The 25,460-nt window shown below is 44.2% G+C and carries 18 protein-coding genes; 12 read left to right on the forward strand and 6 right to left on the reverse strand.

Annotation, left to right across the window (positions count from 1 at the left end; translation table 11 throughout):
* Positions 1-72 precede the first annotated feature (72 nt).
* Together NDI42_RS19100 and NDI42_RS19105 are read left to right on the forward strand one after the other, a co-directional pair.
* Complete coding sequence (locus NDI42_RS19100; protein WP_190456305.1) at positions 73-627, forward strand: GNAT family N-acetyltransferase; 555 nt, start codon at positions 73-75, stop codon at positions 625-627.
* A 159-nt stretch (positions 628-786) separates the two neighbouring features.
* Positions 787-2,943: a polyribonucleotide nucleotidyltransferase gene (locus tag NDI42_RS19105; protein ID WP_190456260.1), complete on the forward strand. Its 2,157-nt coding sequence runs from the start codon at positions 787-789 to the stop codon at positions 2,941-2,943.
* Positions 2,944-3,022: 79 nt separating this feature from the next.
* Here the strand turns inward: NDI42_RS19105 and NDI42_RS19110 are convergent, their stop codons facing one another.
* On the reverse strand, positions 3,023-3,424 hold the full coding sequence (locus tag NDI42_RS19110) for a pentapeptide repeat-containing protein (RefSeq protein WP_190456262.1): 402 nt from the start codon (positions 3,422-3,424) through the stop codon (positions 3,023-3,025).
* 352 nt (positions 3,425-3,776) lie between these two features.
* On the opposite strand from NDI42_RS19110, the gene tpiA reads away from it, so the two are divergent.
* Positions 3,777-4,502, forward strand: coding sequence for a triose-phosphate isomerase (gene tpiA, locus NDI42_RS19115; RefSeq protein WP_190456264.1), 726 nt, complete (start codon positions 3,777-3,779; stop codon positions 4,500-4,502).
* 97 nt (positions 4,503-4,599) lie between these two features.
* Positions 4,600-5,595, forward strand: a complete 996-nt coding sequence (gene folP, locus NDI42_RS19120; RefSeq protein WP_199311211.1) for a dihydropteroate synthase — start codon at positions 4,600-4,602, stop codon at positions 5,593-5,595.
* A 21-nt stretch (positions 5,596-5,616) separates the two neighbouring features.
* On the opposite strand, the gene NDI42_RS19125 is transcribed toward folP, so the two are convergent.
* The 5 genes from NDI42_RS19125 to NDI42_RS19145 form a co-directional block, all read right to left on the reverse strand.
* A complete protein-coding gene (locus NDI42_RS19125) occupies positions 5,617-6,432 on the reverse strand; it encodes an SPFH domain-containing protein (RefSeq protein WP_190424468.1) in 816 nt (271 codons plus the stop codon).
* A 195-nt stretch (positions 6,433-6,627) separates the two neighbouring features.
* The gene (locus tag NDI42_RS19130; protein WP_190456266.1) at positions 6,628-10,128 is read right to left on the reverse strand and encodes a PAS domain S-box protein; all 3,501 of its coding nucleotides are present in this window, start codon (positions 10,126-10,128) and stop codon (positions 6,628-6,630) included.
* Between the two features lie 362 nt (positions 10,129-10,490).
* Complete coding sequence (locus NDI42_RS19135) at positions 10,491-12,302, reverse strand: alpha/beta hydrolase (RefSeq protein ID WP_348231455.1); 1,812 nt, start codon at positions 12,300-12,302, stop codon at positions 10,491-10,493.
* Positions 12,303-12,433: 131 nt separating this feature from the next.
* Positions 12,434-14,725, reverse strand: a complete 2,292-nt coding sequence (locus NDI42_RS19140) for a GumC family protein (RefSeq protein ID WP_190456268.1) — start codon at positions 14,723-14,725, stop codon at positions 12,434-12,436.
* Between the two features lie 63 nt (positions 14,726-14,788).
* Positions 14,789-16,258 carry an SLBB domain-containing protein gene (locus tag NDI42_RS19145; RefSeq protein ID WP_190456270.1) on the reverse strand — a complete coding sequence of 490 codons (1,470 nt, stop codon included), beginning with the start codon at positions 16,256-16,258 and terminating at the stop codon, positions 14,789-14,791.
* Positions 16,259-16,535: 277 nt separating this feature from the next.
* Between NDI42_RS19145 and NDI42_RS19150 the strand changes: the two genes are divergently transcribed.
* The 8 genes from NDI42_RS19150 (at position 16,536) to NDI42_RS19185 (ending at position 25,427) form a co-directional block, all read left to right on the forward strand.
* Positions 16,536-17,921: an O-antigen ligase family protein gene (locus tag NDI42_RS19150; protein ID WP_190456272.1), complete on the forward strand. Its 1,386-nt coding sequence runs from the start codon at positions 16,536-16,538 to the stop codon at positions 17,919-17,921.
* 226 nt (positions 17,922-18,147) lie between these two features.
* The gene (locus NDI42_RS19155) at positions 18,148-19,062 is read left to right on the forward strand and encodes a phytanoyl-CoA dioxygenase family protein (protein ID WP_190456274.1); all 915 of its coding nucleotides are present in this window, start codon (positions 18,148-18,150) and stop codon (positions 19,060-19,062) included.
* A 74-nt stretch (positions 19,063-19,136) separates the two neighbouring features.
* A complete protein-coding gene (locus NDI42_RS19160; RefSeq protein ID WP_190456276.1) occupies positions 19,137-20,474 on the forward strand; it encodes a flippase in 1,338 nt (445 codons plus the stop codon).
* The gene (locus tag NDI42_RS19165; protein WP_190456278.1) at positions 20,471-21,670 is read left to right on the forward strand and encodes a hypothetical protein; all 1,200 of its coding nucleotides are present in this window, start codon (positions 20,471-20,473) and stop codon (positions 21,668-21,670) included. The genes NDI42_RS19160 and NDI42_RS19165 overlap by 4 nt, the downstream gene beginning before the upstream one ends.
* Positions 21,667-22,575, forward strand: a complete 909-nt coding sequence (locus NDI42_RS19170) for a glycosyltransferase family 2 protein (protein ID WP_190456279.1) — start codon at positions 21,667-21,669, stop codon at positions 22,573-22,575. The genes NDI42_RS19165 and NDI42_RS19170 overlap by 4 nt, the downstream gene beginning before the upstream one ends.
* 20 nt (positions 22,576-22,595) lie before the next feature.
* Complete coding sequence (locus NDI42_RS19175; RefSeq protein ID WP_190456281.1) at positions 22,596-23,336, forward strand: acyltransferase; 741 nt, start codon at positions 22,596-22,598, stop codon at positions 23,334-23,336.
* Between the two features lie 10 nt (positions 23,337-23,346).
* Positions 23,347-24,270: an NAD-dependent epimerase/dehydratase family protein gene (locus tag NDI42_RS19180; protein ID WP_190456282.1), complete on the forward strand. Its 924-nt coding sequence runs from the start codon at positions 23,347-23,349 to the stop codon at positions 24,268-24,270.
* Positions 24,264-25,427, forward strand: coding sequence for a glycosyltransferase family 4 protein (locus NDI42_RS19185; RefSeq protein ID WP_190456284.1), 1,164 nt, complete (start codon positions 24,264-24,266; stop codon positions 25,425-25,427). Before NDI42_RS19180 ends, NDI42_RS19185 begins: the two co-directional genes overlap by 7 nt.
* The last annotated feature ends 33 nt before the right edge of the window (positions 25,428-25,460 follow it).

A 25,460-nucleotide genomic window follows, 5' to 3' on the forward strand; every position in this document is an offset into this window, starting at 1 on the left:
TACCTGATAAATTATAAATTTTTAAATTAAATTTTTACATAAGAGATAACATATTTTCCAAAAATTATGAATATTAATTTGCCCTGGCAGAAAAGTTTAAAAAATGGAACAAAAGTAAACTTAGACCGGATGCGCCTAAGCGAACAAAATGCGGTCAGGGCGTTATTGAACCAAATCATTATTGAGGATCAAACGTATCCACAAAATCAACCTCTATCCGAAGTAGAATTTGCTGCCTACTGGATGACTCACGATGCTTTTGTCGTCAAAGCTGCCGATGACGAAACCGCAGCAACGCCGGAGGAAATTTTGGGAGCTTTCTATCTAAAACCCAATTTTCCCGGACGGTGCAGCCACATCTGTAATGCTGGCTTTATTGTACAACCATCTATGCGGGGCCAAGGCATTGGGAGGTTGATGGGACAGGGAATGCTAGAAATTGCCACCCTTCAAGGTTACACGGCGGTGATGTTCAATTTGGTCTTTGCAAACAACACTCCATCCATCCAGTTATGGGAATCCTTGGGATTTCAGACAATGGGGCGCATTCCGGGTGCGGCGCATTTATCTGATGGACGGGTGGTAGACGCACTGATGATGTATCGGCCATTAGTCATTAGGCATTAGTTCAGTCAAAAGTCGTCAGGTTGTCCGGTTGTCCGGTTGGAAGAAGCTGACAACCTTCAAACGCTAACAGACAACTGACAACAGACTAAAAGCACCAATATTATACAAATGCTAGGATTGCGAAAGATAAAGAAAAATGATGAAAGGACAAAGTACCACATGGTAGAACTAGACAAGTCAATATCCTTTGATGGACGGGATATTCGACTGAAAGTCGGGTTGTTTGCCCCACAAGCAGGGGGTTCAGTTTTGATTCAGTCAGGAGATACGGTAGTTTTAGTCACGGCGACTCGCTCAACCGGCAGAGAGGGAATTGATTTCCTGCCTTTAATAGTAGATTACGAAGAAAGGCTTTATGCAGCAGGTCGCATTCCCGGTGGTTTTCTGAGACGGGAAGGGCGGCCGCCGGAAAAGGTGACACTGACAAGCCGTTTAATTGACCGTCCCCTGCGTCCGTTGTTTCCTTCCTGGTTGCGAGATGACCTGCAAGTGGTAGCAACGACACTTTCTATGGATGAGCAAGTACCGCCGGATGTACTAGCGGTGACTGGCGCTTCGATTGCCGTGTTGTTGGCAAAAATTCCCTTCCTGGGGCCGATGGCGGCGGTGCGTGTTGGTTTAGTAGGCGATGATTTTATTATCAATCCTACTTATGCAGAGATTGAGGCGGGGGATTTGGATTTGGTAGTGGCAGGTTCCCCAGAAGGTGTGATTATGGTGGAAGCTGGAGCCAACCAGTTGCCAGAGCAGGATGTGATTGAGGCGATTGATTTTGGCTATGAGGCGGTGCGCGATTTAATTCAGGCGCAGCGAGAGCTTTTAGCAGAACTGGGTATAGAGATGGTGCAAGAGACACCGCCGGAATTAGACCCGACGCTAGAGAATTTTATAAGCGATCGCGCAACAGCTCAAATCAAAGAAGTCTTATCTAAATTTGACTTAGATAAAAACCAGCGTGATGCTCTCCTAGACGAGATCAAAGAGACGCAAATCACCAGCGCGATCGCCCAATTACCTGAAGAAGACCCGATACGAGTTGCCGCTTCCGAAAACTCTAAAGCAGTTAGCAACGTTTTCAAAGGTATCACCAAAAAGATGATGCGCCGTCAGATCATCGAAGACGGCGTTCGCGTAGACGGTCGCAAACTTGATGAAGTGCGTCCTGTCTCCTGTCGCGTCGGTCTGTTACCTACTCGCGTTCATGGTAGCGGTTTATTTAACCGGGGACTGACCCAAGTATTATCTGTTTGCACTCTTGGAACCCCAGGCGATGCCCAGGATCTCGCAGATGACCTGCACCCAGAAGATGAAAAACGCTACTTGCATCACTATAATTTCCCGCCCTATTCTGTAGGGGAAACCAAGCCGATGCGCGCTCCTGGTCGTCGGGAAATCGGTCACGGAGCGCTGGCAGAACGAGCCATCGTGCCAGTGTTGCCGCCGAAAGAAGAATTTCCCTATGTGATTCGGGTAGTATCGGAAGTGCTATCTTCCAATGGTTCAACCTCGATGGGTTCCGTGTGCGGTTCCACCCTCGCTTTGATGGATGCTGGCGTGCCAATTACTGAACCAGTCAGTGGCGCAGCAATGGGTTTAATCAAAGAAGGCGACGAAGTTCGCATTCTCACAGATATCCAGGGAATCGAAGATTTCTTGGGCGATATGGACTTTAAAGTTGCAGGCACTGAGAGCGGCATCACGGCTTTGCAAATGGACATGAAAATCAGCGGGTTGCCCTTAGAGGTAATCGCCAAAGCGATTGAGCAAGCCAAGGGAGCGCGGCTGCACATTCTGGAAAAAATGCTGACGACAATTGAGAAGCCGCGTACCGAAATGTCGCCGTTTGCGCCTCGCCTGCTGACAATCAAGATCGATCCAGACTTGATTGGCATGATCATCGGGCCCGGAGGCAAGATGATTAAGAGTATCACTGAAGAAACTGGTGCCAAGATTGATATTGACGATGATGGCACCGTAACGATTTCTTCAGTGGATGGCGAGAAGGCGAAAAAAGCCCGCAACATTATCCAGGGTATGACGCGGAAGCTGAACGAAGGAGATGTCTATGCCGGTCGCGTTACCCGTATTATCCCGATTGGTGCCTTTGTGGAAGTGCTTCCCGGAAAAGAAGGCATGATCCACATTTCTCAACTGGCTGACTATCGGGTTGGTCGCGTAGAAGATGAAGTAGCTGTCGGTGATGAAGTGGTTGTCAAGGTGCGAGAAATTGACTCAAAGGGTCGGATTAATTTGACGCGCTTGAATATTCACCCCGATGAAGCAACAGCAGCCCGCGAAGCGGCGGCGAACCGTTAATAGCAGATAGAACAAAGCTCGGTCTGTTACAGACCGAGCCGCAGTATTTGAGGTATTAGTTTTCAACAACTGCCTTACTCTATCTCATGCCTTTGGGCAGAATCGCATTATCTAAGGCAGCATCCTCTAAGTTAGCATTCATCAAGTTTGCCTCACTCAGGTTGGCACCGCTCAAGTCTGCTTGCTGGAGATCCGCACTATTGATAAATGCGGCAGTCATATTAGCCTTTTCCAGATTAGCCGCTGTTAAATCAGCACCTTCCAGGTTAGCTTTGGACAAGTTTGCGCCTTTCAAATTAGCCCCTCTCAAGTCAGCTCCGGCCAGGTGAGCGCTTGCCAGATTTGCCTGTGTTAAGTCGCAGCCCTTACATTGTTTAGTTTCTATCAACTGTCTGACATGGGCAGGATTTTCTGCGCGAACCGGAGCTACTAAGCTTAAGGGAAGTAGAAGTGCTGCGGTTGCTAAAATTGTCAGTTTCATATTTTTTACCTGCGCTATTTTATTAATTCTTTATTTTTGTTTCTGATATAATCTTATGTTTTACGATTATTCCAGAGCATCCTGCATTAGGTTGAACCTGTGGGGTGAATCCAGAGGAAAGCCTGGAAAAAATTTTTGAAGTAATACCTAAGAGATAGAAGGGGGGAAAAAAAGAGCAAAGCCTCGCCTATAGGGGCATACGCTACTCTTTGGGAACCCCGGTAAGCATCAAGGCGATCGCGATCGGATCTATTAATGTATAAAATTGATCCCCTTAAAGGCAGAGGTTCCCCCGCGCCGTACTAAACTGGAGGTTACAGTTTTTAGCATTGTGAACTTGGCTGAGCTACCTGTGCGGAAAATAGTTATTGCTGGTAATTGGAAAATGTACAAAACCCAGGCAGAGAGTCTGGAGTTTTTACAAGGATTCATGTCCCACCTGGAAGAAACACCTCAGGAGCGGGAAGTCGTTATCGCGGCTCCCTTCACCGATCTGAGCATCCTATCGAAAAATTTACATAACAACCGGGTGCTGCTATCTGCCCAGAATATCCACTGGGAGCAGGAGGGAGCCTACACAGGTGAAATTTCCGGTTCCATGCTCACTGAAATCGGTGTGCGCTACGTAATTGTCGGTCACAGCGAACGGCGGCAATATTTTGGCGAAACCGATGAAACAGTGAATCGGCGACTCAAAGCAGCGCAGCGCTGTGGTCTAACGCCGATTCTCTGCGTCGGTGAAAGCAAAGAACAACGAGAGAATGGTGAAACGGAATCCCTGATCACCACTCAACTTAAGAAAGGTCTTGTTGACGTTGATCAGCAGAACCTAGTTATCGCCTACGAACCCATCTGGGCAATTGGCACTGGCGACACCTGTGATTCGCCGGAAGCTAACCGGGTAATCGGTCTGATTCGCAGTCAGTTAAAGAATCCTCATGTTTCGATTCAGTACGGTGGCTCGGTAAAGCCTAACAATATTGATGAAATCATGGCGCAGCCAGAAATTGATGGTGCGCTGGTGGGGGGAGCGAGTCTGGAGCCTGAGAGTTTTGCTCGGATTGTGAATTATAAGTAGTAGTCATTAGCTAATGGCTAATGGCTAATGGCTAATGGCTAATGGCTAATGGTCATTAGTCCTTAGCCATTAACAAACGACGAATGGCTAAGGACTAATGACTAATGACTGCGGATTTTTGACAATCAGGGGAAAAACCTTTGAGTGGGGAAAGCGCACGTATTTGATGGGCGTGTTGAATGTAACGCCTGATAGTTTTAGTGACGGGGGAGACTTCAGAGCGATCGCTTCTTCCCTGGCGCAGGCTGAGCATCTGATAGCGTCTGGTGCAGATATTCTCGACGTGGGAGGACAATCGACTCGACCAGGAGCCGCCCAAATCTCTTTAGAAGAGGAATTGCATCGGGTGCTGCCAGTTGTGCAGGCACTACGAGAAGGCGAAAGACAAGATAAACAAATTGATCCAACCGATCCCCCCAGGGAAAATCACGCGATGTTTTGGGAAGAACGGGAGGTTGGGGGAAGAACCAGTAATGGTTCAACTCCCTCATCAATCTCCCCAAACATCGCTCCAAAATCCTCAGTGGTGATTTCGGTGGATACGACGCGCTCGGATGTAGCACGGGCTGCGATCACATCTGGGGCAGATATGATCAATGATATTTCCGGCGGGACTTTCGACCCTCAGATGTTCCCCACCGTAGCAGAGTTAGGCGTACCGATTGTGTTGATGCACATCCGGGGAACGCCTGCGACGATGCAGCAGATGACAGATTATCAGGATTTGATGGGGGAGATCGGGCAGTTTTTGGCAAGCCGAATAGAAAGCGCGATCGCGTCTGGCATTGACCGCCAGAAGATTATCATTGACCCAGGTATCGGCTTTGCCAAAACTTACGAGCAAAGCCTAGAAATCTTGCGTTCCTTGCCGATGTTGCGTTCTTTGGGCGTGCCGATTTTAGTGGGGCCATCCCGTAAAAGTTTTATCGGGCGGATTTTAAATCAACCCGATCCCAAAGCCAGAGTTTGGGGAACTGCGGCGGCTTGTTGTGGAGCGATCGCGAGTGGTGCTGATATCCTGCGAGTACATGACATTCAACAAATGCACGATGTCTGTCGCGTCGCCGATGCCATATTTAGAATTAAAAATTAATAAAACTTTTTTAATTCTAAATTACTTATTGCCATTGCTGCCATTGCTGCCATTTGGTACGTCAGTCTCCGTTCCCATCAGCTCTCCCAGTGCTTCGCTCATAGCTTTCGGGTCCATAAACAGAATCTTGGAATTTGGAGATTCGCCTAATCTATAGTTAGCATCGACAAATCTCTGAGCCAGATAAAACTGCAAAACTTCCTTACTATTAGCTTGCGATCGCAAAGCTTGAGAAATGCGGTTCATATACTCCGCAGCGCCCTCAGCTTCCAAAATTGATGCCCGTTTTTTAATCTCAGCTGCCCGCTCCTGCTCCATCGACTCTAGCACCGTCTGAACTGGCATAATATCCAGAACTTCCACACGAGTGACTTTCACGCCCCAAGCGTCAGTCACATCATCCAGCTCCGCCAGCATTGCCTGATTAATTTCTTTTCTAGCTGAAAAGGTTTGCTCCAACTCCATCTGACCAACTTCAGTTCGCAACCGGGTCAAAACCAGATTTTTCAGCGCGTTTTCAATATCATCAATAGCGTAATAAGCTTTCTTGAGATCAAAAATCTGCCAATACAACACAGCATCGGCTATCAGAGAAACATTATCTCTGGTAATGGCTTCTTGAGGTTCAATGTCTAAGACCCTCTCACGAGTTGTCTCTTCCACTACAATTGAGTCCACAAAAGGGATGATGAAGTTAAGACCAGGTTCTAGTTTGCGATGGAACTGACCCAAACGCTCTACCAAAGCTTGATTACCCTCATTGATAATTTTCCCAGAACCCACTGCTGAGCCGATAATCAGTAGGGCTAGGGGAGCAAGAATTGTGATCGGGTCCATGACTTTTGTTTTTTCCTCAAAAAGCTACTTTCCAAGTAGCTATTACCTTAATGGTAACGAAAGCAATGTGCAACTTTACGTTTTGCTTTGTTTGTCTTGTTCCTAGCCAAAGGCTAGGAATGCTTACCCTAAGGCTGGAGCCTCATATCAAGTTTGTTTGTCTGGTTCTCACTCAGAGAGTAGAAACGAGAAATTTCAATTTTGGCAAATAGGGATTTCAATCCAAAACTCCGCTCCTTGTCCAGGTTCTGAGAAGCATTTCAAGACACCGCCGTGCTTTTGGGTGATAATTTGGTAGCTAATGGATAGCCCCAAGCCAGTACCCTTGCCGACGGTTTTAGTAGTGAAGAAAGGATCGAACAAACGCGATCGCACATTCGCAGTCATTCCCGATCCATTGTCTTTTATTTTTATTACCACACTCTGAGCATTCAGCGCCTCGGTGCAAATCCGAATCTCCGGGGCTGGGGATTGGGGATTAGGGATTAGGGATTGGGGATTGGAAGAATTCTTACCCAGTCCCTTGTCCCCAGTACCCAGTACCCAGTCTGCAATCCCGACTTCCAAAGCATCAATAGCATTGACTAGGATATTCATAAATACCTGGTTTAGCTGCCCCGGATAGCACTCAACGAGGGGCAAGTCGCTGTATTCTTTAATCACCTGAATACCGGGACTTTCTGGCTTGGCTTTGAGACGATTGTGTAAGATCAGCAGCGTACTATCGATGCCCTCATGGATGTCTACAGGCTTCACCTGGGCTTCATCCAGACGAGAGAAGTTCCGCAGAGACAGGACAATTTCACGGATGCGCTCTGCCCCCAATTTCATCGAAGTTAACATTTTGGGGAGGTCTTCGAGTAGAAAATCGAGGTCAATTGTTTCGGCTTCCTCCTGAATTTCCGGCACCGGATGGGGATAGTGCTGCTGATATAGACTCAGGAGGTAGAGCAAGTCTTGAGTATATTCCTCGGTGTGGACAAGGTTGCCATAGATGAAGTTGACTGGGTTGTTGATTTCGTGAGCGACACCAGCAACTAGCTGCCCCAAACCGGACATCTTTTCTGACTGTACCAGTTGCAGTTGAGTGTGTTGCAGCTCTTTTAAAGTTTGCTCTAGCTGAGTAGTTTTGTATCGCAAGGCTTCCTCTGCGGTTTTTCGCTCAGTGATGTCCATCAGCAAGCCATCCCAGATAATATCGCCATTAGCTTGCAGTTCTGGACGGCTTGCACCTTGAATCCATTTCAGCTTTCCTGATGCTGTATACATTCGTCCTTCCCAGTACCAAGGTTGGAGCGTTTGTGCGGATAGCGCCACAGAGTCTTTATGCTCTTGGAGGTCATCGGGATGGATTAGATTGTAGACGAGGGAAACATCACTCTGGGCGGCTTCTGGCTCCAGTTCATACAATTCTCGGCAACCGGGACTCATGTATGGGAAAGATATCAAGCCATCCGGTCGCAGGAGGAATCGATAAATCATTCCTGGCATATTCGCGGCTAGCTTTTGTAATTTTGCCTCAGTTTCGGACAATGCTTCTGTGGTTCGCTTATGCTCGATATTTAAAGCGATCGCATTCGCTACCGTGAACAGCCCTATCTGCTTCGCTTCACACAGCGGTTTAGTAAAGAACATTGCCATCACGCCTACCAGCTTTTCCTCTACCAAGAGGGGGTAGCCAGCGAAAGCAACCATTCCTTCCCGCTTCGCCCACTCTCGATCACTGATGCGAGGATCGTCTTGGACGGTGTTGCTCAGGTGTGGCTGGCGCTTTTGGGCAATCATACCGATTTTAAACTCGCCAACTCTCACTCGGCTATGGGGGCCGTCGATATGGGTGTACATTCCAGCACTAGCTTGCAATTCAAGTACATCCTCCTCCGAGTTGAGTATCCAGATCCGAGCAAATGCTGCATCAAGGTGTCGAACTATGGTTTCGGCACACAACTGAAGACTTTGTTGCAAAGTTGCCTTCTGCGTCAAAGCGAGGTGTACATCTGCTCGCAGCGCCTCCATGCAAAGCTGCGCCAACAATGCCTCTTCTGCTTGCTTCCGCTCGGTGATGTTTTGTGTCATCATCATGCCCGCGGTAATCTCTCCGTTTTCATTTCTCACTGGCAGAGTATGCACTTTGTAGATGCGTGAAGCAAAGCTATCGCCGCAGAAGCGCGAATCGCGATAAGGCACTTCAAAGACATTTTCGATGCCAGCCAGTGCGGCATGAAAATAAGGCTCTAGGAGTTCACTGGTTTCCGGCGTGAGTGTCTCGTGCAGGGTTTTTCCTTCCAAAAACTCTTTGTCTTTACAGCAGCCGACAACTTCTAAGTCTGTACCTTCAGCTAAGGTGTAGCGGCAGTCACTGTCAAATAAAACTACAGCACCATTAGGGAAGTTTTTGGCTATTGTGCGATAAAGTTCTTCACTTTTTCGCAATTGAGTCTCAATTTGCTTGCGTTCGGTGATATCTTCTGTAATTGCCAGCAAATACTCTGGTGTTCCTTGGGCATCTAAAAGCGGTATTTTCCGAGTGTGCAGTATTCTTAGCTCTTGATGCCCAGTCTGAATCTGCTCTTCGGGAATGTCTACCAGTTTGCCATTCCTCAACACTTCCCGATCGATGCTGGTGAAGAAATCAGCTTGTTCTTGTGGGAACAAGTCATAATCATTCTTGCCCAGCACGTCTTGTCTGGAAAAGCCGAGCAGTTCCTCGCAGGTTTTATTGCAGAACGCAAAGCGGAGATCGGAAGCATTCTTACAACAAACCCCGACGGGCAGATTGTCTAACACAGAGTTGAGAAATGTTTGGCTGTGCAAGAGAGCAACTTCTGCACGTTTGCTCTCGGTGATGTCTCTGCCGATGCCCGTTGTCCCCAAGACTAACCCAACTTCGTCATGGAGAACAATGGCGTTAAAACTTATATGGACAGGCTTGCCATCCGAGTGCAGTTGTACTGTCTCATACTGATAGTAAGACTGGGCCGCTAAAATCTTCTGATACACTTCCCAGCCTTGCTGTTGTTGTTCTGGCGGCTGAAAATCGGTGAAGGTATGCCCAATCATTTCTTCTGGTTCGTAACCCAGAATGCGCTTAGCGGCAGAGTTCACGAAAGTAAACCGCCCTTCTTGGTCGGTTGACCAGATTAGATCCTGCGACATTTCGACTAAATCGCGGTACTTTGTTTCACTTTGTTTGAGTGCTGTTTGGGCTATAGTGCGAGCTTGTGTAGCTAATACGCGCTCGGTGATATCGGTTTGCGCCCCGATGTAGTGAATTACGCGTCCCTTAGTGTCGCGGACTGGCGAAATCTTCAGCTCATTCCAAAAAGGTGTGCCGTCTTTGCGGTAATTTTTGAGGACGACTTGACAAGTGTTTCCTTCGCGGATGCTGGTGCTGACTTGCTCTATAGCGATGGGATCTGTATCTGCTCCCTGCAAGAACCGGCAATTTCTGCCGATAATCTCGTTGCGGGAGTAGCCTGTAATTTTTTCAAAAGCCCGGTTGCAATAAATGATGGGATTGTCGGGTAAGATAGCATCGCTAATGACGATACCTGTACCGCTATAGGCGATCGCTTGTTCTAATAAATACAGCAATGTTTCTACAGAACCACCTGGAAACGGCTCTTGCTGTTGAGGTAGTTCGGGCGGCTGATCTTCAGTCTGATTAGTAAGAAAAATATCTGAACTGGGAGTCATAGAACATTGGGGATAGGGAATGGGGTGGTGGCAGTAGTTTCCCGGTCGTCCGCCCGAATTGCGATCGCGCCCTTCGACAGCTATTGTTTTTTGCCGAACTGTTTGGATGCAGTATAGGCTAAACTCTCTTGAATATGTAAGCGTGATGCTACGGGAATTGTAACCATTTGCTATGTTGCTTTCCGTGAAAAACAGGAGAGGGTAGATATGGAAGACAAGGGACTGGGGACTAGGGACTGGGGATTGGGGACTAGGGACTAGGGACTAGGTAAGACTTTTTCCCAATTCCCAATTCCCAATTCCCAATCCCCAATCCCTAGTCCCCAGTCCCAATTCCCAATCCCCAATCCCTAATCCCCAATCTATGGCAGTGCAGATAAACTAAGCCAGGAAATAATACTTGCTGGTAGTTGCGTATTGAAGCGCAGAGGCATTTTTGGGGTAGAAAAAGATTGGGTGTAGGCGGGTGAGAGAAACGGTTCGTAAGTTGGGGCGGCTGGAGTTAGTTGTTTGACAAACGAGAGGCCGATCCCTTGGAGCAACTGACGCATAGGAGTAGCAACCATGCCGGTTCTTTCGTTAACCAGGGTACTTCGGGTGAGAACTTCGCCTTGGGAGCCGGGGCTAAAGTCGCTAATGCTTAAGTGAGTGCCACCGATGGCTGTGATCAAGTATTTGGGATTAGGTAGTTGCCTAAAAGGTCGCAGTTGATGGTTCAGTGCTGGGGTGAGGTTGTCATCTGTCCCAGTCAAGATTAAGGTGGGGGTGGCAACTTGGGCAAGTCCAGTTTTACCAAACAACTGTCCGATAACCGGGTTGAGCGCGATCGCGCCTGCTATCCGGCGATCGCGCAATTGCACTCTCTTTTCAGGTAAATCCGCAGCTGCACACTGCAACCAGTCTCCCCCAGATTTCAAAAGCGGGTTGCGATTTTTGCACACGGATCGCAATTCGTCTAGATTCAGTTCGGCTCCTGCCAAAGCTAAAGCTGTGTAACCGCCCAAGGAGTGACCGATGGCGGTGACTTTCTCGGTATTTAGCTTACCTTGTAGGGAGCCTGGTTTCTGGTTTAGCTTTTTTAACCGATCTAGCAAAAAACTAACGTCTTCAGGCGTGGCGATAAACTCAGACGCTGGTAGCAAGGGATTAAGTCCAGGCAACCCTACAGGGCTGCTGCCTAAATGCTCGGCAAAAAGTCGGCTGGCATTGCTACCAGGATGCTCGATGGCGGCGACGGTTACACCGTGGGATGCTAGATGACGGGCTAGGTAGCCTAAAAATGAGCGGTCAGCACCAAAGCCGTGAGAGATGACTACCAATGGGGTGTTGAGTTGCTGCGGTTTTGGTGAGGGAGACAAATCTTTCTTGTCTCCCTGATCTCCCGCTTTTGCCTCTCTCCTTATTACCTCTGGCAGTTCTTTCCAGACTGGGGCGGAGAATGAGTTTGCCCAGTAGAGATCGACGATGATTTTGCGATCGCGTCTTCGGTCGTAAAAACTCCGAGTTTGTTTATGCACTCTCTCAGAACCGAAAGCTGCTGGGTTAAAGGCTGGGCTGAAATTTTCCCCAGCAACAGTCAATTCCCGTTCTAAGAGCAAGCTTAAAGCTTTACTCTCCCAGTAGGGGGCGTTAAATTCAAGGACAATAGCGATCGCGCTTGAAGCATCTAAGGTTATCGTTTCGGCTGGGTATGCCTGCAAAAAGCTGATAACGCTTAAGCCGTTGCTTTGTTGCACAGCTAGACTCAAGGCAGCTTGCATTTTTTCAATGTTACTGTCGGGCAAAGCCACGCCGATTTTCTCGATTAACTCTTTTCCTACTGGCGATCGCAACAGGTCTTTAACTACTTTGTCTCCCAATTTGGGATCTAGCTGCAAGCTAGATTTGAGCGTTTCCCGAAATTGGGGAGTTAACAAAAGCTGGTAGTGCTTAAGCGTCCGGGGAACTTTCCCCGTTTTGGCAAATTCTTCTAAGTCGCTGACCGCTACTGACTGGTGAAATGGCCCCAAGCGCATTTTCACTCGTTCGGCGGCTAACACCGGATCGAGGCTCAATGAGAGTGCGATCGCTCCGCCAGAAAGCGCGATCGCTGCACTCAAGAAAATTCTTTTTCTCCAGCTTCCAGAAATTGCTTTCCCTGGACGTTTTGATCCGGTCTGGGTTTTTTGAGTCATTTGCCGTAACGCCCTACCACAAGACCAGTCAAGCTTTAACTTCATCATTACTCCTCTGACCAAAGAATTAAAAATGCCAAATTAAACATAAAAAAAGAACTATTTCCCTTTTTATTTTTAATTTTTAGTTTTTAATTTTTTCCAGTGCGGCTGTAAGAAGGATACGCGGGAGCCGTATAACCTTTCAACCCATTGGCAACTATACCCAAGACAGAGCCACCAGAGATTTTTAATCCATCTAGTGCTTTCATCAGCATAGTACGGTCTGTTTTGTCAATTCCCACAACCAGCACAGTACCATCTGTATTAGCAGCCAGAATGTTGCTATCTGCAAGACCGACCAGGGGAGGCGAGTCGTAGATAACTAAGTCAAAACGGGCTTGAAATTGCTCGATCAGATACTGCATTTTATCTGACGAGAGCAATTTTATCGGGTCTGAGGAATTTTGACCTGCGGTTAACACGAAGAGGTTCTTATCTGAGGGCGATCGCCCAATAGCATCATTAATACTCAAGTCTGTAGCGATGACATCCCCTAATCCACGCACGTTGGGTAAATTCAACCGAGTATGCAAACTCGGACGGCGCAAATCTGCGTCTACTAACAATACCCGTTGACCGATTGCTGCTGCTGCTAACGCCAGGTTAATCGCCACAGTAGACTTGCCATCTCCGGGTACAGCTGAACTAACTGCCAACGAAGTAATCGGTCTATTGGCACTAATTAAGCGAATATTTGTATACAGAGAGCGAAATGCTTCCAAGAATGGGGAATCGGTGTAAAAATTCAAGGAAGCTCTGCCATTGCCATTATTAACAAGATTGCCACCCAAACTTTCATTTAAACTACCTACCTCCGGTAAAGAAGCAAATTCCTTTTGTTTCTTGGGAAGTTTTTTGAGTTCTTTGGCGAAAGGAATTACCCCAAGTATTGGCAGTTTAGTTTCACCTTTTACATCTTCAGGGGTGTGGAATACTGTATTGAGGGCTTCTATCAGGAAACCCAGCCCGATGCTAAGAAGCGCACTCAAAACGATTGCGATCGCTAACTGTTTTTTAGTTTGTTTCGTAGCAACTGATAGCAGATTGCCCTCTTCATCAACTCGTAGCTGAGGATTTTCAATCAATTCCCAAGGCACTTCCTGCTGGGCAGCATCTAGCCTCAATGCTTCGCGTTTGGCTAAAAACTCCTTTAAATTCTGCGTCGCTACTTCTAATTTCCGTTGTAAATCTCCATACTGCCGGGAAACATCTGGCAATTGTTGAAGTTTTTGCTTTACCTGCCTTTCAGTTTGAGCAATCGTTTGGTAGCGATTCTCCAATCCTTCAAGTTGCCCAGCAACTTTTTTCAGAATTCCTTCGGCTTGTTGACGCAACAAATTTTGTATATTTTGTTGCCTTTCCCTTAAAACCTGAATAGGTGGGCTGTCTTCACGAAATTGGGGAGACATTGACGCAATCTCAGTTTCTAGCCCCTGTAGCTTTCCAATTAAGGTTTCATATGTCTTGGAATCTGTAGCTAAAACTCCGGTAGGATTCCCTTCTCTCAACTGTTTTTGCAGAGTAGCGTAAAACGCTCGCGTTTCCGCCAATTGTACTTGAGTATCTAATCGATCTTTCTCCAGAGCCAGAGCTTGCTGAAACAGCATAGTGTCTGCTTGTTCCGGATCGCTCACATTGTACTGCTGCCGCAATTTTTGCAGCTGTCCTTGCAGTGTATCAACTTGCCCCCGTAGCTGCGGGAGCTGCTGATTAAGAAAATCTAGTCCCTGTTTTAGACTTGACAGGCGCTCTTGTTTGCTGTACCTAAGATAAGTTTGAGAAAGTTTATCCAATATGAAATTTACTTTTTCGGGATTTTTATCTCGATAACTAACTTCTAAAATTTTTGTTCCATATTGCGTCCCATCTTTCTCATAATTAACTCTAAATATTAATAGCTTGGTAATCATGGAGTTATAGTTAATATCAGGATATTTTTTTTGCATATCCTTGATTACTGGTTCCATCAATTTACTACTAAGCAAAACCCTAATTTGAGTCTCGTAATCCAACAAACTAGATTTTTCTACTTCAATTTTTTGGATATCTGCATTATTTGTTTGAGAGGATAAAAATTGCTTTGCCAGTCTATCTTCAGCAGTGACAGGCTCAACTAAAATCCGAAATGAGCCTTCATACTCTGGAACAATACTTTTCGACTTCAAAACGATCGTGCTTCCAGAGATGGCAGTCAATACAATTGCTACCCCTGCCATAATTGGCAAGCGGCGACGCACAACTCCTAACAGCCACGCTAAATCTAACTTCTGTTCATCACCGTCGTCAGGTTTGACAGTGAGCTGTCCCGGCAATGATTGAGGCTGGTTTCCTCCGCTATTACGCCTATTAATAAACGCCTGTGAATCGTGTTCGGTATCCATTTAACAATTAGAGAAAGGTTAGCTACATAAAACCAGAAAAAAGACGCACCCGAAACACCCAAATTACTGCCTATCCAAGATTCCGAAGAGACTAAAAATGTTAAAGAAAGTAAAAACTTTCTCAATGGGTTCTAAAAATGTTCTCACGCTGTCACCAGTCTTAGCGCTACCAGAACGGCTGACTACAATAATGTCGTTTTCCCGTAGCAGTGGATTATTTTGCTCATTGATTCCTTGGGCTAAATCAATTTTTACTTTACTTTTCGACACCGTGCCGTCAGGATTGAGACGAATCAGATCAACAGCCTTGCGATCCGCCCTAGCATCGTTAAATCCTCCCGCAGTTAGCAAGGCTTGATTCAAGGTTGTATTGGGTGCAACCTCCACGACTCCAGGTTTTTTAACTTCTCCTACCACACTAACTTTAATAATACTGGGAGAAAAGCTAGTGGTTGCTAATTCTGTTACTTCTGCCGGGTTTACTACTGTTGCAGTGGGAACAATAATGGTATCTCCATCTTGCAAAATCGCATCTTGACTCACATCTCCTGTCTGCAATAGTTGCCACAAATTTATATCGATGAGTTGTTCAGTTCCAGATTTGGTGAGGCGACGTAGTTGGACGCGGCGCACATCAGCCAATGGCTTAATGCCGCCAGCCAAATCGATAGCCCGCGTCACGCTGGGAATTCCCAGCGTTCTTTGTTCTAGTGTTGTTTTTCCGCCGATGACGACATAAGATCCAGGGCGGTTAACTTCGCCTACCACAGCAACGGTGCGGGGTTTCTCTAGAGGTGGTGCAAACCGAGTAGTGGCTAATTGGCGTGTTTCTGCTAGGTTGACGGTGGTGGCTGTGGGGACATAAATTGAGTCTCCATCTCGTAAATTTAAATCTTGCCGCCTATCGCCAGTTTGCGCCAGTTCCCAAAGGTTAAGAGTGATGACTTGATCTTTACCTGACGCTGTTTTGCGGCGTACCTGAACCCGACGAAGATCGGCGGCTAGGGTAACTCCTTCCGCCAACTCAATTGCCTGGGTTACAGAAGGATATTGCAGCCCAGGTAAGGTTCCGACTCCTGCTGTCAGGGGAATTGTGAAGCCTCCGGGACGGTTTACTTCTCCCCCCACGCGAATATTTGCGGGACGCGGAGACAGAACGCTCATTGTAATGATGGGACGTTTGAGGAAGCGAAAGTATTTAGAGGAAATGATATTAGCCGCCTGTTCTACGGTTCGCCCTTCGACAGGTATAGTCCCAATCAGGGGTAGGTAGATTGTGCCATCTGCTAGAACTGTGTACTCGCCGCTAAACTGAGGAACCTCGAAGATATCAATGCGGAGGCGATCGCCTCCGCCTAATGTATAAGCTGCACCCGCTGGGACGGGGCTGGCATTAGGTTGTGCTAATGGTGCATTTGGCTGAAAACCGGGTACTTGCGCGTATGTTAAAGATTGGTAAGAAATGGTAAGTGTTGCCCACATTAAACTCGCACAACCACGGGTGAGTTGTTTAGAAAAACCTACATCGACCATACACAACCTACTTGCTTTATCCTTATTAATTTAAGCTTGACTTTCAATAAACTGCCAAGGCTAATATTTTTTACTTCATTCCTTATGTAAATTTACTGATAAATTACTGCAACCTATCCCCGGTCAGTATCTATGGGTTTATTAAGCTGATTATAATTTTTTTAGCTGGCAAGAAATTTGCAGATGTAATAAATTTAATATACCGTAAATTTATCTTTCGGGTATTTATATTCGGACAGGGAAAATTTAGCAGGTTCTTTTAACCAATAAAATAGGTATGAATACTATAACGTCAGAGCCTTTACTTCTTATCATTATTCTAAGCATGGTGGTTATTTATATTTTATTATTATTTAGCAATGCTAGTAATAATAAAACTTTTTCTGCCACTTTAGAAAAAGTTTTTATTATGCTGATGATATTTGCGATCGCTGGGGTAACGCTAAGTGGTTTTGATAAAATACACCCTAGAGCTTTGTATCTCGAAGGCAAAAAGCTTTTTTCTCTCATTTTACAAATTGGAATCTATGTTGTCGGCTTGTTTATTATATTTTACCGGCTAAGACACACCCTTAAAGATATTATCTTTGTATATTCAAAAATTATATTAAAAAATCCCTATTTCTGTCTTTTGATGTTACTTTTATGCCTGTCGGCTGCTTGGTCAGGAACCCCAGTATATACATTAAAAGCTAGCATGGTTTTTTTAGGAACCACGGTTTTTTGTATTTATGTTGGGAAACAGTATAAGTGGAAAGAACTGTTTGAATTATTACTATTTACCAACCAAATTATACTTGTACTGAGTGTATTTTACGCTTTATTCAGACCGTCAATCGGAGTAACTTCTAAAGGCTGGCAGGGAATTTTGCCCCACGGCAATGCTTTTGGCTTCTTGATGGCTCTGACTACGATCATGTTTTATTTGCAGTCAGTCCGCAAACCCAAGACTAAGGTGCAATCTTTGGGATTTGCTGCTTTAGCTCTTTATTCTCTCCAACGTTCAAACAGCGGTATGGGTAAAGTTTTAATGGTTTTATTGGTAGGTGTATTAGTAATTGTCCGGTTTATAAAAAAAATGCCACCTAGATTGGCTTTCGCCTGCATTATCTTTTTCATGGCTTTGGGAATTTGTCTGACTATTTTGGTAACGCAAAATGCAAAATTTATTATTGTAGATACTCTGGGGAAAGATTTGTCATTAACCGGACGTATGGACTTCTGGCCCCTGGTAATCGAGCATATCAAAGAAAATCCAATACTGGGTTATGGATACTTAGGATTTTGGCAATCTTGGCGAGGAGAAGCCGATCCTGCGGCTGACATCCTAGTAGTGAAAACCCAATTTAAGCCTGAGCATTCTCACAATGGCTTTTTAGACCTTACCGTAGACTTAGGTTTGGTAGGATTAGGTCTATTTTTCCTTTCTTTTCTCACTAATATTGCGTTATCAGTAAAGTACATGAAACGCAGTACAGACGTTGAATTAGTCATGCCCCTTCTACTTACTACGTGGGCAGTGATGACAAACATAACAGAAACGGGCTTGATGTCAATTACCTATGCGTGGATGTTTTATGTTTTAGCGACAGTTCGATTGTGTCTGGACTCTACAACGGAAAGTTGTAATGAACATCCCAGGCTGCAAGAACCGCTTCGCTAGTGCGCCTCCCCCTCTTGAAGAAAGCCACGCAGGAGCAGCCTCATAACAGGCATTCCCAGTCGGAGGCTGAGAACGAGAAAGGGTAAAAAATATTTTTTCAGCATAATTACGTAGGACATTTGTCTAATAATTTAATTTCAGCGTAATTACGTAAGACATTTGCCTAATAATTTAATAACATACGATTAAATTAATAGGCAAATAGCAGCTTTTGGAGGATTTATTTATGGATAGACCTAGAGACTATTATCAAGCTAACGGATACTATATTTTTAGAAATCTCATTCCTCAAAACATAATTGATAACCTCTTAAACGAATATGCGTCCAAGGTTATCACATCAAATTCTCCTTTTTTTAGGCAGTCAAGTAACCGCTGGCAACCTAATAAAATTAATGATTATGGATATTCCGAAGAATCTTTTCGCGATGTTCACGATTACCCAAAACATTCAACATTTACTGAATCAGCTAGAAAAATTTTTTGTTCGCAGCAAGTTAGGGAAGCATTAACTGAACTAACGGGTATTGAGGAACATAATTTAATGCAAACTATGTTGTTCGATATGAACACTGCTACCCCAGCCCATCAGGATTGGTACTACTTAGATTCTATGCCAAATGGTCATTTACTGGCTGGTTGGTTTGCCTTAGAAGATATTCACGAAGAAGCTGGTAGATTCTATGTTTTGCCAAAATCTCATCTAGTGGATTTTGAATTAACAGAAGATAAGAAGCTTTCTAATCGTTTTTATTTAGAAAAATTGAAGGGTTATATCAATTCTCATAAAGATGATATTAATGCGCCAGCTTTGAATAAAGGAGATGTACTTTTCTGGAACTCCAGAACCATTCACGGTTCTTTGGAAACAATTAATCCTAAGTATTCTAGAAAGTCTCTTACGGCACATTATTTGCCAGGGGTGTATGAATTTGGCAGCCGCAATGCCTCTTCTCCTAGTGCTGTAGAATATGCTACATACAACGGGATGAAATATCGGTTAATTCCTTCAATGTACAAAGAATATTCTCCGGCGGCCAAACTAAAGACGGATTTATTGCAGTATTTATGGGAGCAACCAAAATTGATGCAAACCGCCCAATTTGTGAGAAAAGCTTTGCAAGGTGCTAAAGCTAAATAAATGGATTTTTATAGCATTTGCTACATAAACTATGTAGTGCGACTTTTTATTCCCTAAAATATTGAAAAATTGTGATGTTAGATAAGCTGACTTTGGTAAGTCAAAAGTTTAGTCCTGGTTTAAGGAAGGTTGTCAGCAACATAGGTTGGCTGTTTGCCGACAAAATCCTCCAGATGGGCTTGAGCTTAATAGTAGGAATTTGGGTTGCTCGCTACCTTGGCCCTGAGCAATTTGGGTTATTTAATTATGCGATCGCATTCGTTGCACTCTTGGGGCCAATTGCCAATCTGGGCTTAGATACCATTGTGGTGCGCGACATTGTGCGTCACCCAGATAGTAAAAATGAGACGCTTGGTACTTCCCTCGCACTAAAGCTCTTCGGCGGTGGTGTAACAACTTTGTTGGCTTTTGGCGCAATTTCTTTGCTACAGCCCCAAGATAATTTAACTCATTGGCTGGTAGGAATTATCGCCGCTGGAACGATTTTTCAAGCTTTCGAGACTATCGACCTGTGGTTTCGCTCGCAAGTTCAATCTAAATATACAGTTGTTGTTAAAAATAGCGCTTATATACTTATTTGCGCTCTCAGAATTGTTCTAATTCAAACGCAGGCACCCCTAATTGCATTTGCCTGGGCGAGGTTTGGAGAACTTGCCTTAGCTGCGGTGGGGTTGGTGATGGTTTATCAAGCAAGCGGACAGGACTTAAAAGCGTGGCGCAGCACCCTCCCTCGTGCTAAGAAATTGCTCACAGAAAGCTGGCCTTTGATTGTGTCGGGAATTGCAATTTATGTGTATTCCACAATCGATCAGGTCATGCTCGGTTCTTTTAACCAAACAGTGCAATTGGGCATTTACGCCGCCGCAGTTAAGATATCGCAGATATTTGATTTCATCCCATCTATCATGCAGATATCTTTTTTTCCCAAACTCACTGAAGCCAAGGCTCAAGGAGAGAGCGAATACATCAAAAAATTTCAAGCATACTTTGATTTAACTTTAATTTTATGGCTAGTGGTAGCAATTCCAGTTTCTCTACTTTCTAATTATGTTGTTCATTTTCTATACGGCGATAATTACGCTGCTTCAGCTACAGTATTATCAATTTATGTGTGGGCGCAGTTTGGTAGTGGTTTTGGAGTTGCCAGAAATGCTTTTATTATGATTGAAGGCAAAGCTCACAACGAATTATATTTAACTTTTACAGGTGCCTCATTAAATATAATTTTAAACTGGTATTTAATCCCTAAGTATGGTGCAATAGGCGCAACTGTAGCAACTTTAATAACTTATTTTGTTGTCGCTGTATTGCTCAATTTCATAATTCCAGATTTAAAGCCAGTCGGTAAGTTTATTCTCCGCTCTTGCAACCTATATAAAGGTGTAAATAGAATTTTAGAGGTAGTGCGATGATTGAAATTAAACCGAACATTCAGCACCCATCTACCTGTCCCCATTGCGAAGCACCGCTTAAACCTAAAACTATTCTGTGGCAAGGGATGCACGTCTGCGTCGAATCTAAGTGTGTTAGTTGCCATACAAAAATTATTGAGGACTTAGAAGTTGGTCACGCTGTTAATTTTCCATACCAAGTTGATTTAGCAAAACACGAAGTTTATGGTCATGAATTTTGTAAATATTGGTTAGGAGAAAAGCTGCTCGTATCTCTGCAAAATCCTCAAGAGGAGAAACTAGGAATATCTAAAGAAGTTTTTAAATGCCATCAGCGCGTCCTAATTTTAAACTGTATTGATTATCTTTATGGACATAGTTTGTTAAAACTATTAAATGCTCAAAGACATTTAGACAATTATCCTGATTATGGCTTAATTGTTATTGTACCGAAGTTTCTTAGATGGATGGTTCCGGAGGGAGTTGCAGAAATATGGACGGTGAATATACCTTTAAAGCGGGGGCAATGCTACTATCCAAATTTTGACCGATTTGTATCTGAAGAATGCCAACGTTTTGATGATATTTACGTCAGCAAGGCACATTCTCATCCGAGTCATTTTGACATTAGCAAATTTACCAGAATTCCCCAGTATAACTTTGATAAATATCCGCCTAGAATAACGTTTATCTGGCGTGACGATCGGATATGGTGCAATGCGCTGCTATCGGCAAGTCTGAGAAAGCTGAAAATGCCTGATATTGCCCTCAAGCTTCAAAATGCGCGGGTGCAGAAACTATTTTCAAAGATACGCGATCGCGTTCCGGAGGCAAAGTTTGCGATCGCGGGATTGGGTAGAAGAACTCAATTTCCAGACTGGATCGAAGATTTGCGGGTAGACAAGTTTAATGCAGAAACAGAAAGGGAAATATGCCAAATTTATGCCGAAAGCCGTTTGGTAATTGGCGTACATGGCTCGAATATGCTGCTACCTTCTGGTCATGCTGGCATGACACTTGACTTAATGCCAGAGGAGCGGTGGGGAAATTTAGCGCAAGATATTCTCTACCAGGAGGCAGATGCAAGACTAGCTGCTTTTAGATATCGCTACGTTTCGCTTCAGACTCCTTTAGCTGAAATAGCAGCGATCGCTTCTAGCATGATGCTACACTACACCGAATTTAAGCAGAATATGACTGCTGACAAATATTTATGAAAACTCCAGTTGCTTTGTTAATCTTTAAGCGTCCTGAAACTACTGAAAAAGTATTTGAAGCGATTCGTCAGGCAAAACCACCTAAACTTTTAGTAGTTGCTGATGGACCTCGTGCCGATAAGCCAGGTGAAGCAGAACAGTGCGCTGCGGCTCGTGCAATTATTGACAGGGTAGATTGGGATTGTGAGGTTTTAAAGAATTATTCGGATGTAAACTTAGGCTGTGGGTTACGTCCAGCTACAGGCATCACTTGGGTTTTTGAACAAGTCGAAGAAGCCATAATTTTTGAGGATGATTGTTTACCCCACCCGACCTTTTTCCAGTTCTGCGAAGAGTTGCTCTCAAAGTACCGGGATGACGAAAGGGTAATGGCGATCGCTGGTACAAGTCTTGTAGGAGAATGGCGATCGCCTCTGCAAAGTTATTATTTTTCCCAGTTTGGCGGTAACTGGGGCTGGGCATCGTGGCGGAGAGCCTGGAAATTTTTTGATTACAATATTAAGCTATTTCCGCAACTTTTAGAGGCTCAGTTCCTAGAAAATTATCTGCGAGAGCCAAAGTATTATTTATATTGGAAAAAACTCTTCCAAGAAATATATGAATCTCCAGATAGATCCTGCTGGGATTATCAATGGTTGTTAGCTTGTTGGATGCAAAATGGGTTAAGGATTTGCCCAGAAGTTAACTTAATTACTAATATCGGATTTGGAGCCAATGCTACTCATACTTTTAGCGATAATCCTTTAGCAAACGTGGAGACGCAAGAAATAAATCTACCCTTAAAACATCCTCAATTTATGATTCAGAATTTCCAAGCAGATCATCTTATTCAAGAAAAATTCTTTAATGTAGGCTTTATGTCTAAATTAAAGAGAAAAATAGCACAAACAATCAAAATTAAGTAGTAAAACAAACCTTAAAACGTATGAAGAACATAAAAAGCTTCATAGTCTCAAAACTCTCAGATTCCCAAATAGACAGACTCAAATGGTTGGGAGGTAACTTTAAAGCTTATTTCGCTAAAAGGCGGAATGTTGGCAAAAATACTTATATTGAACCATCTGTTCATGTACTAGGTTGGGGAAACGTAAAAATTGGTGAAAATTCTGTCATCGGACAGGATACAACAATTGTGATTAACAAACGGGAACTAGGAAAGGTTTCTGTCATCATTGGCGATAACTGTTTTATTGGACGGAGAAACTTTCTAACTGCGGGAGGTCTGATTAAAATTGGTGACTACGCCATGATTAGTAATGACTGTCGAATTTTGGGAAGCGGGCATCTTTTTGATACCCCTTTTATGCCCTATATCGCTACTGGAACTACCTGCGATGACGTAATAGAGTTAGGGGCAAATTGTTGGTTAGGAGCAAATACTACTCTCTTAAGAGGTGTAAAGGTGGGATATGGTTCAATTATTGGAGCTGGAAGTGTTGTAAACGGCGATATTCCTCCGTGCAGTGTAGTTGTGGGAAATCCTTCTAGGATCGTCAAAAGATTTGATATGCAGTCTCAAACTTGGGTAAAAGCTAAAGACTATCCCGAAGATAGCGATAAATATCTTCCCAGTGAAGCGGAGTATTTAGAAATTCTCAAGAAGAAATGTCCCACTACAAGAATGCCAATAATTGCTGTTAGTAAAACTTTAGGCGATCTTGAGTAATATACTGCTTATGAAAACTGTTTTAATTACAGGTGTAACAGGATTTATCGGGCGATATGTTGCTCGTCAATTTGCCGAAACTGGTTGGAGCGTTGTCGGTATAGGAAACCGTCCTCCTGAGAATGCACCCAGGCAAGATTTGTTTCGCTATCAACAAATAAGTTTGCCTTCTGCTGATTTAGTAAACGTGATTCAAGAGTTGCAGCCAGAGATTTGTATTCACTGTGCTGGACGAGCATCAGTAGAACTTTCAATTACAGATCCATCAGCAGATTTTAGTAACAGTGTTTCTGTTACTTTCAATCTACTTGATAGTTTGCGTCTTTACGCTCCAAAATGCCGTTTAATTTACCTTTCTAGTGCTGCTGTCTACGGAAATCCCGAAACATTACCAATTCAGGAAAGCCAAAGCCTGAAGCCAATTTCACCTTATGGTTTTCATAAGATGATGTCCGAGCAGCTTTGTACAGAATTTTTCAAAGTTTATAACTTACCTACTGCCATAGTACGTATTTTTTCAGGCTATGGGCCGGGATTAAGGCGGCAAGTTCTTTGGGATATGTGTCAGAAAGCTTTGACACAATCTGCACTGAAGTTAAGGGGAACCGGAAACGAAAGCCGCGATTTTATTCATGGGAGAGATGTAGCAAGAGCAATTCACATTTTGGCTGAAAAAGCTGATTGTGAAGCTGAGGTTTATAACCTAGCTAATGGTATCGAAACAACGATTAAGGAACTAGCCGAGCTAATGTTAGCGAAACTTGGGGAATATGTTCCAGTTGAATTTGATAATGTTACCCCGGTAGGAACGCCGATAAATTGGCAAGCAGATATGAGCAAGCTTACCAAACTTGGATTTACCCCTGAAGTAGCTATAGAAAGGGGTGTAAATGTGTACGTTCAATGGTGTCGCGCTGAGATTTTAGGATGGTGAAAAATTTACATATTTGCCTCAACATGGTGGGTGGCTCTGGTTGGCTGGGAGGGGTGCTATATATTCAGAATTTAGCGCGTGCGATCGCAACTTTACCCGCTGAAGAAAAAGCTAATCTCAAACTAACCGTAGCCGTTCACGATAAAGACCTAAATTTGATAGAACCTGCACGCGGTTATGTTAACCATATTTATGCTACTTCTAAGTTGCAGCGTGCCTATCTCAAAGCTTGTAATGTTTTAGCTGAAAAGGTTTCTTTTATTCCTCTAAATCTACTAAATCCTCAAAAAGTTGACTTTCTCTACCCCGCCATAGCTGGAACCCGCACACCTTATCAATGGGGAGGTTGGATTCCTGACTTTCAACACTATCACTTACCCAACCTTTTCTCGCCAGAAGAAATCGAGCAACGCAACAAAGATCATCAACAAATTGCGAGTGCAGCTCCGGTTATTGTACTAAGTAGTCAGATGGCGCAGCAAGATTTTAAACATCTCTATCCTGATGCGGCTTCTCGAAGCGTTGTGATGAATTTTGTAAGTTGTCCCGAACCCGAATGGTTTGAGTTAGATCCCCAACTAACTCAAAAAAAATATCAACTTCCAGATAAGTTCTTCTTGGTAAGTAATCAGTTCTGGAAACATAAAGATCATGCTGTGGTAATTGAAGCTTTGGGTTTGTTGAAGAAACAAGGTATTACGCCTACAGTTGTCTGTACGGGAAGTGCTAGCGATTACCGCAATCCTGATTATTACAATCAACTATTGGCGAGAATTAAAGATTTAGGGATAGGGGAGCAAGTGCGCCTTTTGGGATTAATTCCTCGCGTAGATCAAATTCAGCTAATGAGAAGATGTTTAGCGGTAATTCAACCTTCCTTATTTGAGGGGTGGAGTACGGTTGTAGAGGATGCACGTTCTCTTGGTAAACCTATGTTACTCTCTGATTTTCCAGTTCACTTGGAGCAAAACCCGCCAGATTCTTACTTTTTTGAGCGAAGTAATGCTGAACATTTGGCAACGCTCATCGATAAAGCTTTTACTACTTTAATGCCAGGGCCAGATGTAGAGAAGGAAAGTTTAGCCAAACAAGATAATGTTGAGCAAATAAAAGGGTATGGTAGGCGGTTTTTAAAAATAGTGCGTGGGGTTCTATAACAGGATTGCTTTGTTTATTTCTTCACATTTGGC

Origin of the sequence: Funiculus sociatus GB2-C1, from assembly GCF_039962115.1 — a bacterium.
GTDB lineage: Bacteria > Cyanobacteriota > Cyanobacteriia > Cyanobacteriales > FACHB-T130 > Funiculus > Funiculus sociatus.